The 16,182-nt window shown below is 74.3% G+C and carries 15 protein-coding genes; 9 read left to right on the top strand and 6 right to left on the bottom strand.

The window, feature by feature from the left end:
• The first annotated feature begins 48 nt into the window (after positions 1-48).
• The 8 genes from EQG70_RS10200 (at position 49) to EQG70_RS10165 (ending at position 8,070) form a co-directional block, all read left to right on the top strand.
• Positions 49-834, top strand: coding sequence for an ABC transporter ATP-binding protein (locus tag EQG70_RS10200; protein ID WP_031283465.1), 786 nt, complete (start codon positions 49-51; stop codon positions 832-834).
• A gap of 9 nt (positions 835-843) precedes the next feature.
• Positions 844-1,713, top strand: a complete 870-nt coding sequence (locus tag EQG70_RS10195) for a sulfite exporter TauE/SafE family protein (RefSeq protein ID WP_051063812.1) — start codon at positions 844-846, stop codon at positions 1,711-1,713.
• 119 nt (positions 1,714-1,832) lie between these two features.
• Positions 1,833-2,636, top strand: a complete 804-nt coding sequence (locus tag EQG70_RS10190) for a TrmH family RNA methyltransferase (RefSeq protein ID WP_109268975.1) — start codon at positions 1,833-1,835, stop codon at positions 2,634-2,636.
• A 127-nt stretch (positions 2,637-2,763) separates the two neighbouring features.
• On the top strand, positions 2,764-3,318 hold the full coding sequence (locus EQG70_RS10185; protein WP_167508885.1) for an AMIN-like domain-containing (lipo)protein: 555 nt from the start codon (positions 2,764-2,766) through the stop codon (positions 3,316-3,318).
• 226 nt (positions 3,319-3,544) lie between these two features.
• On the top strand, positions 3,545-3,805 hold the full coding sequence (locus EQG70_RS10180) for a type B 50S ribosomal protein L31 (RefSeq protein ID WP_017834341.1): 261 nt from the start codon (positions 3,545-3,547) through the stop codon (positions 3,803-3,805).
• Positions 3,806-3,938: 133 nt separating this feature from the next.
• Entirely contained in the window at positions 3,939-5,003 is a 1,065-nt protein-coding gene (locus EQG70_RS10175; protein ID WP_109268958.1) for a lipoate-protein ligase LplAB, read from the top strand.
• Between the two features lie 142 nt (positions 5,004-5,145).
• Positions 5,146-6,198: an LCP family protein gene (locus EQG70_RS10170; protein WP_109268959.1), complete on the top strand. Its 1,053-nt coding sequence runs from the start codon at positions 5,146-5,148 to the stop codon at positions 6,196-6,198.
• Between the two features lie 102 nt (positions 6,199-6,300).
• On the top strand, positions 6,301-8,070 hold the full coding sequence (locus tag EQG70_RS10165) for a glycosyltransferase family 4 protein (RefSeq protein ID WP_126346325.1): 1,770 nt from the start codon (positions 6,301-6,303) through the stop codon (positions 8,068-8,070).
• Positions 8,071-8,083: 13 nt separating this feature from the next.
• Here EQG70_RS10165 and EQG70_RS10160 read toward each other — a convergent pair whose 3' ends face one another.
• The 3 genes from EQG70_RS10160 to EQG70_RS10150 form a co-directional block, all read right to left on the bottom strand.
• Positions 8,084-8,974 (bottom strand): oxygenase MpaB family protein, encoded by an 891-nt coding sequence (locus EQG70_RS10160; protein ID WP_031283456.1) that lies wholly within the window; start codon positions 8,972-8,974, stop codon positions 8,084-8,086.
• Between the two features lie 143 nt (positions 8,975-9,117).
• Entirely contained in the window at positions 9,118-9,792 is a 675-nt protein-coding gene (locus EQG70_RS10155; protein WP_109268961.1) for a hypothetical protein, read from the bottom strand.
• Positions 9,793-9,973: 181 nt separating this feature from the next.
• Positions 9,974-10,675 carry an SDR family oxidoreductase gene (locus tag EQG70_RS10150; RefSeq protein WP_109268962.1) on the bottom strand — a complete coding sequence of 234 codons (702 nt, stop codon included), beginning with the start codon at positions 10,673-10,675 and terminating at the stop codon, positions 9,974-9,976.
• Positions 10,676-10,896: 221 nt separating this feature from the next.
• Between EQG70_RS10150 and EQG70_RS10145 the strand changes: the two genes are divergently transcribed.
• Positions 10,897-12,291: an aldehyde dehydrogenase family protein gene (locus EQG70_RS10145; RefSeq protein ID WP_109222741.1), complete on the top strand. Its 1,395-nt coding sequence runs from the start codon at positions 10,897-10,899 to the stop codon at positions 12,289-12,291.
• Between the two features lie 46 nt (positions 12,292-12,337).
• Here EQG70_RS10145 and EQG70_RS10140 read toward each other — a convergent pair whose 3' ends face one another.
• From EQG70_RS10140 to EQG70_RS10130, 3 genes are all read right to left on the bottom strand, one after another.
• The gene (locus tag EQG70_RS10140) at positions 12,338-13,045 is read right to left on the bottom strand and encodes an AfsR/SARP family transcriptional regulator (RefSeq protein WP_167508884.1); all 708 of its coding nucleotides are present in this window, start codon (positions 13,043-13,045) and stop codon (positions 12,338-12,340) included.
• Between the two features lie 175 nt (positions 13,046-13,220).
• Complete coding sequence (locus tag EQG70_RS10135; protein WP_017834333.1) at positions 13,221-14,903, bottom strand: ABC1 kinase family protein; 1,683 nt, start codon at positions 14,901-14,903, stop codon at positions 13,221-13,223.
• Entirely contained in the window at positions 14,900-16,057 is a 1,158-nt protein-coding gene (locus EQG70_RS10130; protein WP_017834332.1) for a hypothetical protein, read from the bottom strand. Before EQG70_RS10130 ends, EQG70_RS10135 begins: the two co-directional genes overlap by 4 nt.
• Positions 16,058-16,182: the final 125 nt, after the last annotated feature.

Raw genomic sequence — 16,182 nt, 5'->3', positions numbered from 1 at the left:
CGCACCGGCACGCCGGTGCGGCGCTCCGCGTGTCCTAGAGTGGCGGGTATGAGTGCTGTGGTGGAGATGGTGGACGTCAGCGTGGTCCGCGGACAGAAGACCCTGCTGGATTCCGTGGACTGGGTCGTCAACGAGGGCGAGCGCTGGGTCATCCTCGGCCCCAACGGCGCCGGCAAGACCACCCTGCTGTCCATCGCGGCCGCCCGCCTGCACCCCTCCCGGGGCATGGTCGACATCCTGGACGAGATCCTCGGCGCGGTGGACGTGTTCGAGCTGCGCCCCCGCATCGGGCTGACCTCCGCCGTGCTCGCCACCCAGATCCCCGACGCCGAGTCCGTGCGCAACTGCGTGGTCACCGCCGCGTACGGGGTGACGGGGCGGTGGATCGAGAGCTACGACGACGCCGACGAGGCCCAGGCGCAGGAGCTCATGGCCGCGTGGGGGATCGAGCACCTGGCGGAGCGCCGCTTCGGCTCGCTCTCGGAGGGGGAGCGAAAGCGCGTCCTGATCGCCCGCGCCCTGATGACCGACCCCGAGCTGCTGCTGCTCGACGAGCCCGCCGCCGGCCTGGACGTGGGCGGGCGGGAGGACCTGGTGGCCCGGCTGGACGAGCTGGCCCGCGACGGGGCGTCCCCGGCGATCGTCATGGTCACCCACCACCTCGAAGAGGTGCCCGACGCCTTCACCCACGCACTGCTGCTGCGCGAGGGCCGGGTGGTGGCCGCGGGCCCCGTCCGCACCGTCATGACGCAGAAGAACCTCTCCGAGACCTTCGGCCTCCCGCTGAAGCTGGTGAAGGTCGGCAACCGCTTCGCCGCGTTCGGCCGGTCCTGACCCGACGTGGTGCCCGACACGCTCGCAGCCCTCGCCGCGGACTTCCCGTTCGAGTGGTGGCAGGCCGCCCTCATCCTGCTCGCCGGCGTCGCCGCCGGACTGATCAACACCATCGTCGGCTCGGGCACCCTCGTCACCTTCCCCGTGCTCGTGACCATGGGCGTCCCGCCCGTGACCGCGTCCATGTCCAACGCGATGGGCCTGATCGCCGGCAACCTCACCGGCGCCTGGAACTACCGCCACGAGCTCGCGGGCGTGGAACGGACCCTGCTCAAGCTCATCCCCTGCTCCGCGCTCGGCGGGGTGATCGGCGCGTGGCTGCTGCTGCACCTGCCCGAGGAGGTCTTCGGCTACGCCGCGCCGGGGCTGATCGTCGTCGCCCTCCTGTTCGTGGTCTTCCAGCCGCGGCTCCAGGCTCTGGTGCGCCGGCGCAAGGACGAGCAGGCCGAGGCCGCCGCCGCGGCGGCCCGGGCCCGGGGGGAGACCCCCCGCACCCTCGACCCGGACCGGGCCCCGCAGCCCGCGTCCCTGTACGTCCTGGTGTTCCTGGCCGGGATCTACGGCGGGTACTTCGTGGCCGCCCAGGGCGTGCTGCTGCTCGGCATCCTGGGCGTCTTCCTGCTCGCCTCGCTGCAGGCCGCCAACGCCGTCAAGGTGGTGCTGGTGGCGGCGGTGAACATCGTCGCCGCCGTGTCCTACATCCTCTTCGCGTTCGACCGGATCAACTGGTGGGTGGTGCTGCTCATCGCCCTCAGCTCCACGGTGGGCGCCTGGGCGGGGGCCAAGATCGGCCGCCGGCTCTCCCCGGTCCTGCTGCGCACCGTGATCGTGGTGCTCGGCGTCGTGGCCCTCGTGAGCCTCGTGTCCCAGCTGCTCTGAGACCGGCCGGGCCCCGGACGGGCTCCGGCTACCATTCGGGGCGGACCCCCTCCGCGGCCCCGACCCCGCCCGCCTCGAACCCCGACCCCGAAGAGACCCCCGTGACCGACCTCCCCCAGATGATCCGCCTCGACAGCGCCGACGACCCCCGGGTGGCCGACTACGCCCGCCTGACCGACGTCCGGCTGCGGCGCAAGCTCGAGCCCGAGCGCGGCATGTACATCGCCGAGTCCTCCAAGGTGCTCCGCCGGGCACTCGCGGCCGGGCACACCCCTCGGTCCTTCTTCATGGCGGAGAAGTGGCTGGAGGACCTCGCGGACGTCCTCGCCGAGCACCCGGACGTGCCCCTGTACGTCGGCCCGGACGAGGTGCTCGAGCAGATCACCGGCTTCCACCTGCACCGCGGGGCGATCGCGGCCATGCAGCGCCCGGAGCCGGTGGAGCTGGAGCGGCTCCTGGCGTCGTCGCACCGGGTGGCGGTTCTCGAGGACATCGTCGACCACACCAACGTGGGGGCGATCTTCCGCTCGGCCGCCGCGCTGGACGTCGACGCCGTGCTCGTCACCCCGCGCTGCGCCGATCCCCTGTACCGGCGCTCCATCCGGGTCTCCATGGGCACCGTGTTCCAGGTCCCGTGGACCCGGCTGCAGCACTGGACGGCCGACCTGCAGCGGATCAAGGACGCGGGCTTCACCACTGCGGCGCTCGCCCTGAGCGACGACTCGATCACCCTCCAGGAGCTGTCGGCGCGCCGCGACGAGCGCCTGGCCCTGGTCCTCGGCACCGAGGGGGACGGGCTGAGCGCCGCCGCCGTCCACCACGCGGACCTCACCGTGCGGATCCCGATGTCCCACGGCGTGGACTCCCTCAACGTCGCCGCCGCCTCGGCCGTGGCCTTCTGGGAGACCCGGCCCTGCCGCTGACGCCCCGCCCCATAACGATTGCTGACCCAGTTCACCCTCACCTGGAGACTTAGCATTCGGAAAGGCGGATCATGGGAGCACCCGCTCGAGCCCACCGGGGCCCGAGGGGTCTTGGAGAAGGTGCATCATGAAGAAAGTCATCTCATGGCTGGCGGCACTCGTGCTGGCCATGGGGCTGGGGCTCATCGTCCCCGGCAGCGCGAACGCCGCGGCCCCGTACTGCGGCATCACGTGGGGATCGGGGGCCAAGGCCCGCAGCGGTGAGGCGACCACGCCCCGCTACCCCCACGTCACGGACGTCCGGGCGGGGCAGCACCGCTGCTTCGACCGGATGGTGATCGACCTCGACGGCAGGCTGCGGGGCTACGACGTGCGCTACGCCCGGTTCACGGGCATCGGCTCCGGCGACCCCATCCCCCTGCGGGGGACCGACCTGGTGATCACGGCCAACGCCCCCGCCTACGACGGCAGGGGCAGGCCCACCTACGAGTTCGACGACCGGCGGGAGCTCGTGGACGTCGCCGGCTACCGCACGTTCCGCCAGGTCGCGTGGGGCGGCAGCTACGAGGCCCGGACATCGGTCGGCCTCGGCGTGCGCGCGCGGCTGCCGTTCCGGGTGTTCGTCCTCGACGGGCCGGGCCGGGGGTCGCGGCTCGTCGTGGACGTCGCCCACCGGTGGTGAGGCGCCGCGGCCGGGGCAGCGGCGCGGGGGGGAACGGCAAGCACCGGGCCCCCCCGCGCCGCGGGACGGCGGGTGAATTTCCACCGGCGATCCGGTACGCTGGACCGCTGGTGCCCGATGCCCCCGCCCTTCCCGGACCGCGCGGACGGACGACGACGGCGCACCGCCCACCGAGCGAAACCGTGGCTGGCAAAATCCAGGCACCGACGACAAAGGTTTGAACCCCATGAAGACTGACATCCACCCGGACTACCACCCGGTCCTCTTCCGCGACCTGGCCTCCGGCAAGACGATCCTGACCCGTTCCACCGCCACCTCGAAGAAGACCGAGACGTGGGAGGACGGCAACGAGTACCCGATCATCGAGGTCGAGATCTCCTCGGAGTCCCACCCGTTCTACACCGGCAAGCAGCGCATCATGGACTCCGCCGGCCGCGTGGAGCGCTTCAACGCCCGCTTCAAGAACTTCGGCAAGTCCAGCAGCTGATCTCCGTCCCGCTCGCGGGGCCCCGCACGATCGCCCGCAGGCCCGGACCGCACCGGTCCGGGCCTGCGCCGTGCCCGCGGTCCCCGGCGTAGGCTGACCCGGGACCACCGGCACGGACGAGGGAAGGACACGGATGGCGCAGGAGCGGCGGCACGGGGAGTACAAGGTGCTGGGCGGCAAGCTCGTGGTCGCGGACCTGGACGTGGTCGACGGGCGGCTGGCCGACGTCTCCGTGAACGGGGACTTCTTCCTCGAGCCCGACGAGGCCCTCGAGGACATCAACGCGGCGCTCACCGGGCTCAGCGAGCACGCCTCCCCGCAGGAGATCGTCGCGGCGGTCGAGGCGGCCCTCGCGCCCGACGTCGTGCTGTTCGGCTTCTCCCCGCAGGCGATCGCCACCGCGGTCCGCCGGGCCCTGGCCCACGCCACGACGTGGGACGACCACGCGTGGGAGGTCATCCCGCCCACCGTCCGCCCCACCCTGGAGAACCTCGCGCTCGACGAGGTCCTCGCCCGCGAGGTGGGCGCGGGCCGGCGCCCGCCCGCCCTGCGCCTGTGGGACTGGGAGGAGCCGTCCGTGGTGATCGGGTCCTTCCAGTCCCTGCGCAACGAGGTGGACGCCGAGGGCGCCCGGCGGCACGGCATCTCCGTGGTGCGCCGCGTCTCCGGGGGCGGGGCCATGTTCATGGAGGCGGGCAACTGCATCACCTACTCGCTGTACCTGCCGCAGACGCTCGTGGACGGGCTCAGCTTCTCGGAGTCCTACCCGTTCCTCGACCAGTGGGTCATGCAGGCGTTCCAGGAGATGGGCCTGGAGGCGTTCTACGTCCCGCTCAACGACATCGCCACCGAGCACGGCAAGATCGGCGGAGCGGCGCAGAAGCGCTTCGCGGGCGGCGGGATGGTCCACCACGTGACCATGAGCTACGACATCGACGCGCAGAAGATGACCGAGGTCCTGCGGATCGGCAAGGAGAAGCTCTCCGACAAGGGGCACCGCTCGGCCAAGAAGCGTGTGGACCCGCTGCGCCGGCAGACCGGCATGGCCCGCGCCGACGTCGTGGGCAAGCTCGTGGAGGTCTTCGCGGGCCGCTACGGCGCCGCGGAGGGCACCGTCCGGGACGCCGAGATCGCCGCCGCCCGCGAGCTCGTGCGCACCAAGTTCGCCACCCCGGAGTGGATCGCCCGGGTGCCCTGACCCGCCCGTGGCCCTTCTCCGCCCCCGGCTCTCCCAGCGACCTCCGGGCGACCTCCGAGCAGCGGCGGCCTAGCATGGGCGCACCGACCGGGACAGGTGCCGCGACCGGCGTCCGCCCGACCCACCGAACGGGGAGCCTCTGATGACCGTCCACGACCGCGAATCCGCCCGCGACGCCGACCGTGGTGCCGAGCGCGCGGCGGCCGCCCCGCACCACGGCCCGGTCCGGCGCGTGCTGCTGGTGCTCCTGGGTCTCGTGCTGGTCCTCGCCCTGGTGGCCGCCGCGTTCGTCTGGAACCTGGGACGGACCTTCGACGCCCGCAAGCAGGTCGTGGACGACGCGTTCCCCGCCGAGAGCGGGCGCCCCGCCGCGGGCTCCGCCCAGGACCGGGGCACCACCGTGCTGCTGCTCGGCGCCGACAGCCAGCCCGGCGGGCGGGCGGACGTGGGCGTCGAGGGGGTGCGGGCGGACACCATCATGCTGGTGCACCTCCCCGAGGACGGCGGCGAGGCCTACGTCATCTCCGTGCTGCGGGACACGTGGGTGCCGATCCCCGGGGTGGGGGAGGCGAAGATCAACGCCGCCCTCGATCTCGGCGGCGTCCCGCTGATGGTCGGGACGGTCGAGGACCTCTTCGGCACCCGGGTCGACCAGGTCGCCGAGGTGGACTTCGCCGGCTTCCAGGCCCTCACCGACGCCCTCGGCGGCGTGACCGTCGACGTGCCCCAGGACTTCGTGTCCAACGAGGGCATGACCTTCGAGCAGGGCCCCGAGCACATGGACGGGGAACGGGCGCTCGAGTTCGTCCGGGAGCGCAAGGCCTTCGAGGACGGGGACTTCCAGCGGGTGGAGAACCAGCGCAACTACGTCCAGTCCGCTCTCGAGCGGCTGCTCGGCCCGCAGACGCTGCTCAACCCGGTCCGGCTGCACACCGTGGTCAGCGACTTCTCGCCCTACCTGACGGTGAGCGAGGGGCTCGACGCGGCGTGGATCGCCGGGCTCGCCCCCGACCTGGCCGGTCTCTCCGCCGGGGACCTGCGGATGACCACGGCCCCCGATCAGGGCCTCGGCGTGTCCCCGGACGGGCAGTCCGTGGTCCTGCCCGACCTCGAGGCGATGGCGGGCATCGGCACGGCCGTCGCGGCGGACGATCTGGGCCCATATCTTGCTACGCTGAACCCTGACGATCAGTAGTTCCCCACCGGCCCCCCGACCCGGCGAGAAACGTCTTCCCCCGCCCGCAGCACGCCCCGTGATCGACCGGGACGGCCCCTCTTGACCCCCCGCGAGAAGGCCATGCCGCACACTCCCCGCCCCTTCAGTCCGGACGACGAGCCCGAGGCCTTCTGGCTGCCCGCGGCCCGGCTTCTCCCCGCCGCCGCGGCGCGACCCGCCGCCCGCGCCCTGCTGCGCAGTCCCTGGCCCGAGGCCGGGGCCGCCGTGGTCCGCGCCCTGGGCCCGGACCCGCGCGCGGAGCGGCAGCTCGAGCACCGGCTCGGCCGGGCCCGCCGCCGGCGTCCCGCGCCGGGCGCGGCCCGGCGCCTCGCCGAGGCCGCCCTGTCCGCGGGTCGCGTGGCCGAGGCGGACCGGTTCCTCGCGCTGGTGCCGCCCGGCACCAGCGACCTCGCCGGCACGCGGGCCCGCCGCCACCGTTACGTCGGCCGGATCTCGGAGGCCGTGGTCGAGCTCCGGCGCGCCGTGGCCGCCGGGCGAGCCACGCCGGGGGAGCGCCGCCGGCTGCTCCACTACGAGGACGACCTGCGGCTGCTCTCCGGCTGGCGTCCCGCGCTCACCCCGGTGGTCGGCTACCGGCCGGAGGCCGCCTCCGTGCTGCACGTGCTGGCCGAGGCCCCGCCGCGCGCCCGGGGCCTCCGCGCGCCGCGCCACCACTCCCTGCTGTCCGCGACCGTGGCCCAGGGCTGGACCGTGACCGCTGTGACCCGCCCCGGTCCCGTGCCCGCCGACGGCCGGTCGCACGGGCCGGCGCCCGAGGTGCTCGACGGCGTCTCCTACCACCGGATCCTGCCCGCCCGCCGCGCGCTGCTGCCCACGGCACGACTGCAGCAGGAGGCGCAGGCCCTGCTCGAACTGGCCCTGCGCGCCCGGCCCGCCGTGCTGCACACGACGAGCCGTCCCGGCAACGGCCTCGTGACCCGCGCGGTGGCCGAGGCCCTGGGCATCCCGTGGGTCTACGAGGTGCGCGAGCTGCCTGCCGACCGGTGGGCGGCCTCCCGTCCCGCCGAGGCCGTCACGAGCGAGCGCCACCGGCTCGACTGCGCCCGGGAGGCCGAGGTCCTGGCCGCCGCGGCCGACGTGGTGACCACGAGCCGTGCGATGGGCGAGCGGGTGCGGGCGCTGACGCGGGCCCTGCCGGCCGGCCCGGTCCCGGTCCGCGTGGCGCCCCCCGCCGTGGACGGCCCCTACCTGGCGGATCCCCGTCCCCTGCGGGAGGCGCGCCGGGTGCTCGGGCTGCCGGAGACGGCCCGGGTGGTGGGCGCGGTCGCGGACCTGGTGGAGCACGAGGGCCTCGACGACCTCCTGCGCGCCGCGGCCCTCGTGCGCGCCGACGTGCCGGAGCTGCTCGTGGTGGTCGTGGGCGCGGGCCCGGCGCGGCGGGAGCTCGAGCGCCTGGCCGCGGAGCTCGGCCTGGGCGACCGGGTCCGCTTCACGGGGCGGGTCCCGGACGAGCAGGTCGTGCAGTACCACCAGGCGTTCGACGTGTTCGTGGTCGCCCGCAAGGACCGCCCGGTCACCCGGGCCGCGGCCCCGACCGAGTCCGTCGAGGCCCTGGCCACCGGGACCCCCGTGGTCGCCTCGCGGCTGCCGGTGCTCGCCGAGACCGTGGCCGACGGCATCACCGGGATGCTCACCCCGCCGGAGGAGCCCGAGACCCTCGCCACGGTCCTGCGGATGATGCTCGAGTGCCCCGCCGTGCGCCGCTGCCTCGGCGGCGAGGGCCGGCGCCGGGTCGTGCCGGGACGGACGTGGCACGGCGTGGCCGCGGCGGCCGCGGAGGCCTACGACCACGTCACCGGGCGCGCCGGGACCGAGGAGGCCTCGGCCTGAGCGCGGTGCGCTCTCAGAGCAGGCCGAGGCGAGCGAGGCGGCGGCGCGCGGCCGCCTCGCTCGGCCCCGTCTCCCCGAGGGCGCGGCCGACCACCGCCAGGGTGAGCCCGGCGGCGCTGCGCGTGGGCAGCGGCACGGGGCCCAGCCGCGGACGCTCGAGACCGAGCAGGTCCAGCCGGTCCCCGGGCAGCGAGTCCACGACGGCGGCGAACAGGGCCCGGTAGCCCGGCAGCAGCACGGGGTCCAGGGGCGGGCGGCGCAGGAACGCCACGACGTCGTCCACGCGCGGGCCTCCGGCGAGGCGGGGGCCGAAGGACCGGAGGCGCTCGTCCAGCTCGGCCTCGGAGCGCGGCGGCCGCTCCACGCCCATCAGCCGGCCCGCCACGGCCCACTCCCGCACGTAGGCGTCCGGCCCGCCCGGGATCGTCCCGCCCCACCGCTGGTGGGAGCGCAGGAACGCGTCCGTGAACGCCAGGTGGACCCACTCGGCGAGCTCGGGGTCGTTCGCGCAGTACGGGCGCCGCACGCCGTCGGCCCCGGTGTAGGTGCCGCGCACGCCGTCGTGGATCCGGCGGACGTGCGCCGAGGCCCGGTGCGCGGCGGTGGTGTCCCCGTAGGTGACGGTGAAGATCCACCGGATGGTCCCGGCGAGGCGCCCCAGGGGGTCGCTCCGGTAGTCCGAGTGCTCGACGACGCCGGCCAGCGCCCCCGGGTGCAGGGCCTGGGTGAGCAGGGCGCGCACGCCCGCGGGGATGGTCGCCATCGACCCGTGCACGGCCCACACCGCCGAACCGGGCCGGAAGTGCCCGGCGTCCTGGCCGTCGGCCAGCGCCAGCTCCCACTCCGGCACGCGGTCCGCCTGTCCGGCGAAGGTCGTGCGCAGCCTGTCCTGCAGCGGCGCCATCAGTCCCACGTCGAGCCCCTTCCGTCCCGGTGACCGGTCGGGCCCATCATGGCCGCCGCCTCCGACATCCGCGGCGGCGCGCCGCGCAGGACCGCGCCCGGATCCGCCACCGGGGCGGGGCCGCACCGGGCAGGGCCGGGAGCTCAGGACCCTTCGGAGCCCCCGGGGACCAGTCCGGCCAGGGGCCCGCCCCGGAGGAAGCGCACGAGGGCGGGGGAGCGGGTGACCACCGTCTCCTGGTAGCGGCCCGGCAGCTCGGGGTCCTTGCCGATGACCAGCTGTTCGACGTCGTCGTCCAGGAACATCGCCATGGTGCCCCGCAGCAGCTCCAGCACCGCGTCGTCGCCGAGCAGGGCGCGCACGGCGCCGGGCAGCCGGACGGTGCGCGCGCCGTCGAGGACCAGGTCGGCGAAGTCGGGCGTGTCGCCCTCCGACCACCGGGCCGTGGACGCGGCGGCGACCGCCCCGACGGCCTCGACCGCGAGGGTCACGACGATGGTCGCCTCCGTCAGCGCCGTCCGGACGTCCTCCGCGCGGCCCCGCTCGCGGTTCCGCCGCCAGCGGCTCGGACGGGTGCGGTCCACCACCAGGTACTCCAGCTGCAGCCTGCCCCGGCAGTCCTCCAGGAAGGAGACGGTGACGGTCTCGGCGGGGCAGTCCTCCCGGACGGCGGCGTAGGCCCGGCGCAGCAGGTCCTGCAGGTCGGTGGAGCCGCGTCCGAGCGTGCGCGCCGAGAGGCGCACGGGCCGGCCGTGCTCGTCGAGGCAGCGCACCGTGATCGGGACGCGTGCCACCGTGGTGTCGAGGGGGGAGTCCACGCTGACGTCAGGCCTTCCTGTGCGGTCGGGGAGAGGTCATCAGTCTAGATGCGCAGTCATGATCTGCCCGCGCCCGACCCGTCGCCCGTTGTGGGGACAACCATGCTCTCACCAGCGGCGACGGCCGGGCCGGAGGCGTTTCCGCGGTCCGGTCCGGCCGTCCCTCCGTACGCAGGGCCGATCAGGGCCAGGAGCCCTCCTCGGCGTGGGCGACGAACAGCTCGCGGATCTCGCACCCGCGGGGCTGGCCGAGGGCGAACAGGACGGCGTTCGCGACGTTCTCCGGATCGTTGAGCTGGGAGTCGTCCTGGGGCTTGTACTGCTCGTCCCGGTCGTCGAAGAAGCGCGTCTTCATGCCGCCGGGGATGAGCTGGGTGACGCCGACCTCGCCCTTGAGCTCCGCGGCGAGGGCCTGGGTGAAGCCCAGCACCCCGAACTTGGAGGCGCAGTACGCCGTCGCGTCCGAGACGCCCTTCAGCGCCAGGGTGGAGGCCACGGTGACGACCCGCCCGCGGGACTCCCGCAGGGCGGGCAGCGCCGCACGCACCGTGGACACGGTGCCGAACAGGTTGACCTGCACGACCTTCTCCCACTCGGTGCTCGCCACGTCCTCGAGCCGGCCGCAGCGGTCGATGCCGGCCGCGGTGACGACCGCGTCCAGACCGCCGGCGTCCGCCACGGCCCGGCGCACCGTCTCGGTCACCGCGGCGGTGTCCGCCACGTCGACCTCGTAGGCGGTGACGCCGGTGAGCGTGCTGATGTCCCGGTCCAGGACGATGGGGGTGCCGCCGTTGTCGCGGACCGCCTCCGCCACGGCGGCGCCGAGCCCGGAGGCACCGCCGGTGATCAGCACCCGGCCGGGATTGGTGGGCTGGAGACTCATGCAACTTCCTCTCTGCTGGACACGGCCGCGCCCACGGCCGGTGCCGCGGGCGGGCGTGCTGCTCCTCGTCGGAACAGGGGGCAGGCGCCGCGGGTGCGGCGGCCTGGCCCTGCTACCGTAGCCGCTCCCGAGCCGTTCATCAGTATGCTCATCAGGACGGCCCCCTGGGTGTCCGCGCCCGCACGGCCGGAGGACGCCCGCCCGCACGGAGAAGGAGTTCCATGACCACCGCTGCACCCGCCACCGCCCCGACGACCGAGCTGACCGTGCAGGATCCGCGGGACGGGTCCACGGTCGGCACCCTGGCCGCCGCCACGGAGGAGGAGGTGCGGGCCGCGGTCGAGACCGCCCGCGCCGCCGCCCGGGACTGGGCCCGGACCGCTCCCGAGGAACGCGGGAAGGCCCTGCGCGCGGCCGCCGACCGCCTGGCCGCCCACGCCCAGGAGCTCGCCGCGCTCAACGCCCGCGAGACCGGCAAGCCCGTCGAGGAGTCCCTGGGCGGGGTCATGGCAGGGGTCGGCACACTCCACCAGTACGCCGAGCTCGGCCCGGTGCACCGGGGCCACAGCCTGCGCGGCAGCGTGCTCGCGGCCGACTACACGGTCGCGGAGCCGCGCGGCGTCGTCGTCGCCCTCACCCCCTGGAACGACCCCGTGGCCGTGGCCGCGGGCCTGCTGGGCGCGGCGATCGTCACCGGCAACACCGTGGTGCACAAGCCGAGCGAACGCTGCCCCCACCTCGGAGCCCGCCTCGGGGAGATCCTCGCCGGGGTCCTGCCGGCCGGCGTGCTCGGCACCGTCACCGGCGGCGCCGCCGTGGGGCAGCTGCTCACGGCGCTGCCCGGCGTCGACGTCCTCGCCCACGTCGGCTCCACCGCCACGGGGGAGGCCATCGCCCGCGCGGCGGTCGGCACCGGCGCCCACGTGGTCCGGGAGAACGGCGGCAACGACGCCCTGGTGGTCGACGACGACGTCGACCCCGTCTGGGCCGCCGGGCAGGCCGCCCTCGGCGCGTTCGCGAACTCGGGCCAGATCTGCGTGGCGGTCGAGCGGATCTACGTCCACCGCGGCGTCGCCGAGCCGTTCCTCGAGGCGCTCGCCGAGGAGGCCCGCCGGCGCAACACCGACGGCACGCTCGCGCCGCTGGTCGACGAGCGGCTGCGCGAGGAGGTCCACCGCCAGGTCGCCGAGAGCGTCGCCCAGGGGGCGGTCGTGCTCGAGGGCGCCCAGGTCCCGGAAGGCCCCGGCGCGTTCTACCCGGCCACCGTGCTGCGCGGGTGCACCCCCGCGATGGCCGTGATGACCGAGGAGACGTTCGGGCCCGTGGCGCCGGTCCAGGTCGTCGACAGCTTCGACGAGGGGCTCCGGCTGGCCGCCGCCGACCGCTACGGGCTGGCCGCCACCGTGCTCACCGGCCGGATCGCCCACGCCCAGCGCGCCGTGGCCGAGCTGCCGGTGGGCACGCTCAAGGTCAACAACGTCTTCGGCGGCGCCCCGGGCGGTGCGGCGCAGCCGCGGCGGGCGTCCGGCGCGGGCTTCGGCTACGGCCCCGAGCTCCTCGACGAGATGACCCAGGTGAAGGTCGTGCACCTGGAGATGCCGCCCGCGGCCGGCTGAGCACTGGCCACGGCCCCCGTGGGCCCGGGCCGCGGAACCCGGGTCCTCACCGTCGGCGCCGGGGCTCGAGCAGCCCCCGGACCCGGTCCGAGGGCTGCTCGCCCAGCTCCACCGCGAGGGCCGAGCGGTACTCCTGGAAAGCCCGCCGGGCCTCGGCCTCGTTGCCGAGAGCGAGGTGGGCGCGGAGCAGCAGGCGCACGGCGCTCTCGCGCAGGGGAGCGGCGTCTCGGACCGTCCGGGCCAGCGCGAGGGCGTGGTGGACCTCCCCGCGGACCAGGCAGAGCTCGGCCCGCTCCTCCACGGCGTTGACGTAGAGCTCCTGCAGCCGGGCCTGCTCCTCGACCACCCAGTCGTCGTACCAGCCCGGCAGCAGCGCCACCCGGGGGCGGTCCAGCACCCAGGCGTCGTCCCGCTCGGCGGACCAGGACGCCACGGGGCGCACGACCAGCTCGAGCAGACGGTGCAGGTCCACGTCGACCGCCCCGGAGAGCGCGAGGTCGCCGCCGCGGCCCGCGAGGGCCCCCGGCACGCGCCGGGACAGGGTGAAGACGGCCGCGCGCAGGCTGCCGAGCGCGTGGTCCTCCGGGCACTCCGGCCACAGCAGGCCGGCGAGGTAGTGCCGGGACCGGGGGCCGTGGACCGCCAGCGCCGCCAGGAGCCGCTGCTGCCGCGCCCCGGTGTGCACCGGGGCGCCCTGCACGGCGAGGTCCCAGCTCCCCAGCAGGTGCAGCGTGATCGGCCTCCGCTCGCCCATGATCCCGCTCCCCCCGGCTGACCAGGCACAACGTCCGCGCCCGGGTTCCACCGCCATGCTCTGCCGCGAGGTGGGGGAAGTCAACGGGATGTCGTGCCCCGCCGCGAGTGCGTCCGCGCCGGGTCCCTGCCGGGTCCCCGCGCGGCGGGGGCCCGGCGGGCCGCCCCGCCGGGGCTCAGAAGCGGCGGCGGACCCGGATGGTGTTGGCCAGGCGCCGGACCTTGGGCACGTTGGTGGAGAGCACGAGATAGCCGGTGAGCGTGCCCACGGTGGTCGCGCCGCCGGCGATCAGGGGGGTGTGGAACTTCCGCCACCGCTCCGGGTCGGACGCCAGGATGTGGGCCATGCCGTTGATGGACGCGGCGATCACCGCGCCGGCCACCACCTGGTGGCCGATCTTCTCGCCGCGCTTGAGCAGCGGCTCGAACTCGTCGGCGCGCAGGTGGACGTCGAAGCCGCCGCGCTCCAGCACCACGATGAGCCGCCGGAGGTACTCGGGGGCCTCCACGCCCATCTGCACCGCGTCCTGCAGGATGTCGCGCACCCGCTTGGCCAGGATCTCGGGGGAGAGCCGGTGCAGCACGAACCGCTGGGCGTACGGGGCGAGGACCGAGACGAGGTCGAACTCCGGGTCCAGGCCGGTGCCCACGGACTCCGCCGTGACGAGCATCCGCAGGAACAGGGCGGACTCGCGCGGCAGGTGCATCCGGTAGCGGCGCAGCATCCCGATGAGGTCGCCCATCAGGTGGCCCACCCGCACCTCGTGCAGGGGCTTGTTCGCGTAGCGGCGCAGCAGGATCGCCACGTCCCGCTCGAGGTCCTTCTTGTTGACGTCCAGCTCCTGCGAGGTCAGCCCCAGCAGCCCCGCGGCGACCCGCCGCGGGTTCTCCTGCACCACGCCGAGCATCAGGGTCACCAGGTGGTCCCGGAACTCGTCGGTGAGGGTGCCCATCATCCCGAAGTCGATGATCCCGATCCGCCCGCCGGTCTCCACGAAGAGGTTCCCGGGGTGCGGGTCCGCGTGGAAGAAGCCGTGCTCGAAGATCATCCGGCAGATGGCCTCGGTCGAGTCCACGGCCAGCAGGTGCCGGTCGAGCCCGGCGGCCTCGAGGGCGGGGTAGTCGTTGATCTTGATCCCGCGGATCCGCTCCATCGTGAGGATCCGGGAGGTCGAGGCCTCCCAGAAGATCTCCGGGACGTGCACCCGGGGGTCGCCCCTGAAGTTCTCGGCCATCCGCTGGGCGTTGCGGGCCTCCGTGAGGTAGTCCAGCTCGTCCCGCAGGGACTGGGCGAACTCGTCCGCCAGACCCACGAGGTCGAAGTGCTGCACCGCCGGCCAGTAGGTGGACAGCAGCTTGGCCAGCTCCGCGAGGATCTCGAGGTCGCGGTTGACCTCCTCGACGACGCCGGGGCGGCGCACCTTCACGACGACGTCCACCCCCTTGTAGACGGCCGCGTGCGCCTGGCCGATCGAGCCCGTGGCGAGCGGCACGGGGTCGATCTCGGCGAGGATCTCCTCGGCGGCGGAGTCGGGCTCCGACTCGATCATCGCCCGGATCCGCTCCGGCGGCACCGGGGGCGTGCTGTCCTGCAGCCGGGTCAGCTCCTGCACGTACCGCGGCGGCAGCAGGTCCGGCCGGGTCGAGACCACCTGGCCGAGCTTCACGAACGTGGGACCGAGCTCCTCGAGGGCCTGCCGCAGGTGGACCGGCTGGCTGTAGAGCTTGTCGGGGTCGATGAGCCGGACCCGGGCCAGCGGTGCGCGCCACTCCTCCTTGATCCCGCCGAGGGCGAAGCCGAAGCCGTGCTTCGAGAGGACCTCGAGGATCTGGAGGAAGCGTTCCCGGCGGCTGATCATCGGCGGGCCGCTCCGGTGCTCATCCGGGCGAGGTAGAAGGACATGAAGCCGGTCGCGACGGCCACGATGAAGCACAGCGCGCTCACCAGCGGCTCGATGCCGAGGAAGACCACGCCCACCCCGCCCAGCAGCACGGTCATGGCCAGCAGCGTCCACACGGCCACGTGCACCCGGCCGAGCACGCCGGTCCCCGGGCCGGCGGAGGAGCGCTGAGCGGACACGTCGTCGTCGTGCCCGGCGCGCTCCGCGCCCCCGGACCCCGCCGCGGACACGGCCAGGCCCTTGCGCCACTTCTTCGCGTTGCGCGAGCGGTCGGCCTCGGCCGGGACGTAGGCGTCCGGGACGGGGAAGCTGCCGCCGGGCGGCAGGAGCTCGGGGACGTCGTTGGGCAGCTGCTCGAACCACTCCGCGGGGATGTCCTCCGGACGCGCGGCCTGGAGGGTCATCGAGACCTCGAAGGCCGAGCCGCGGATGGTGCCCCACACCGCGGTGAGCTTCTCCTGCTGGAAGGCGTGGTCGATGATCGGGATGAACTGCTGGGACATCTGGGTGGAGAGCCGGCCCACCTGACGGCGCTCGTAGAGCACGTCGACGATGTCCAGGGTCTGCCCGTGGTGGTTGCGGACCTTGTTCGTCTCCAGGGTCAGCATCACGCGGCCCTCCCCGGACGGGGGGATGACGCTGTGCAGGTACTCGGCGAACTCCTGCTCGTCCAGGACCTTGATCGACGGGCCCTGCGGCAGCACCGCGGCCTGCGCCGGGGGCGTGTTGAGCGGGAACAGCAGGTCCGGGGCCGCGATCGACAGCCGCGCCGCGGCGTCGACCTCCGCCTGCCCGTCCTGGCGCAGCACCGTGGCCTCCAGCTTCAGCGGCGCCACCGGCGTGTAGCCGGACGCGATGACCCGCGCGAGGTAGGGCCAGTACCGCTGCGCGTCCTGCTGGGCGAGGTGGCCGATCTTGTTGGGCCCGATCCGCACCGAGACGGTGTGGGGGTCGAAGGGGTTGTCCGGCTCCGGGACCAGCGCCGCGTTGCCCGTCCAGGTGCGCAGCTTGCCGAAGGACAGACCGCCGAACACCCGCATGATCTCGGTGTCGTAGAAGTTCTCCGTGACGATCTCCAGAGAGCCGCGGTCGTTGAGCGCGTAGTCGGTCATGGTCTCCCTCGATGGAGCTGGGGCATCAAGTCGTCAATAGCTTCTCACGATTCCCGTGACGCCCGGTCCACCGCCGGGCCCGTACGGTGTCCGCGCTGACTGGTGCAATGATGGCCGATCAGGAC

Origin of the sequence: Kocuria rosea (assembly GCF_006094695.1) — a bacterium.
In the GTDB taxonomy this organism is placed as follows: Bacteria; Actinomycetota; Actinomycetes; order Actinomycetales; family Micrococcaceae; genus Kocuria; species Kocuria rosea.
This window is presented reverse-complemented; position numbering and strand designations above follow the sequence as displayed.